Origin of the sequence: Limosilactobacillus coleohominis, assembly GCF_016901675.1 — a bacterium.
In the GTDB taxonomy this organism is placed as follows: Bacteria; Bacillota; Bacilli; order Lactobacillales; family Lactobacillaceae; genus Limosilactobacillus; species Limosilactobacillus intestinavium.
In genome coordinates, this window is sequence record NZ_JACJKU010000134.1 from 1 (window position 1) to 1,698 (window position 1,698).

1 protein-coding gene is annotated in these 1,698 nt (G+C 37.3%); it reads right to left on the reverse strand.

From position 1 onward, the window contains the following. Positions 1-239 precede the first annotated feature (239 nt). Positions 240-1,559, reverse strand: a complete 1,320-nt coding sequence (locus tag H5975_RS07990; RefSeq protein WP_204785595.1) for an ISL3 family transposase — start codon at positions 1,557-1,559, stop codon at positions 240-242. Positions 1,560-1,698 lie beyond the last annotated feature (139 nt).

Sequence of the window (1,698 nt, forward strand, 5' to 3'; positions counted from 1 at the left end):
TAGGGCAATTACCGTGTGTGTATTTTTTGGGGTAATTGTCCTTTTTTATTGTCATCATATACAAAAACGGCACTGATGAAAACTCATCAGTACCGAATAGTGTAGAACCCTTTTTATGTTATTGTGAAATAAAAATTTCTACACAAAATGGTGTTGGTTAGAGATTTCCTATCTCTATACCAATGCCGTTTTTTAGTTGGCTCATTATCAATCGGTACTGATAACTAAATTTAATCAGTTCAAGCAACTAGGTTGCTTGGGCTGTTTTTTGTTTTAGGACAGGTTATCACTGTCAGGTGAGAATTCTTTAATGCCATTAGTATTCTGAGCCTGAAACGAAAGAAGTTACGAAAACCATAAGCAGTTCGTTTAATTACCTTAATTTTATTGTTGGTACCTTCAATCGGGCCGTTGCTCAAATGATGTTTAAAACTACGTAAAATCTCTTTTTGATGATGACGTAAGGTCCGTTGGACCTTTTGTAATTCAGCTGGTAGATTGGTTAATTTACGTTTTATTAAGGACTTAAATTCTTCACATCGCTGATGATCAACGGCATCAACTAGTGTCTGATAGTAATCATAGGCTTTTCTTAAATCGTCGGACATCGCCAAGAGACGATCGATTACTTCACTATTAGATAACCATGCGCCACGAAAGTTGCGCCGAGGATAGTAATGGACGTTATCCAGAGAATTAATTTTCTGTAATAATAGCTTCCAAAAACGTTTTAAAGCCCGGTATTCATGAGTGCCTGGTCCATAATGATTCATGACACGAATGCGAATTTTTTGTAAAGCCCGGTAGGCTTGAACAACAACGTGGAAATGATCGGCAATAATATGAGCATTAGGGAAGAGTTCTTGAATCACGGAACGATAAGGCTGATAAAGATCAACTACTACTAACTTAACAGTGAGCCGGGCTCGACGAGTGAAATATCGATAAAAATATGTTCTTAAAGCCCGCGAAGTCCGAGATAACATAATATCAATTGTACGATGATCAACTGGATTCATTAAGATCATACTCATCCCCTTTGGCGCGAAGCGCCCAGATTTAAAATCATCAAATGCAATGGTACTAGGTAACCAACCTTTAACAGGCCTAAAATCATCTTCACAAGCTTCAATAATGCGTCCAACTGTACTAGCAGATACCCAGTATTGTTCACCAAGATCTTTTTGTGAGATATTTTTAGATAAATTGAGTGTAACGGCTTGCTTCACATTATTGGCAATGCGACAACCAGCTTTAATACCAATAATAGGAGCAATTTTGGTAACCGTTTGGGGACAAATAGCAGATGACGGACAAATATATTTTTGCTTTTTGATTAGCAGTACAGTAGGAACATTGGCAATTGGCAATCCCTGTATTTTTACGGGACGCTTTCGAAAACCATTTTTCAACATTGGTCGGCCACATACCGGGCACTGACATTCACCAGTTTTAATTAAATGAAGGATTTTTAAATTACCGGTATCTTCGATACCGTCTTGATCAAACTTAAGTCCCGGATCCTTGATTCCTGTTAAAAAGCTGATATCATTAATCATGAGGATTAACTTCCTTCCTAGGAGGACAATTGCCGGGGATGTAATATTGGCAATTGTCCGTTTTTTTTATTTCACAATAACATAAAAACGGCACTGATATTTCTATCAGTACCGAATAGTGTAGAACCTAAAAACTATA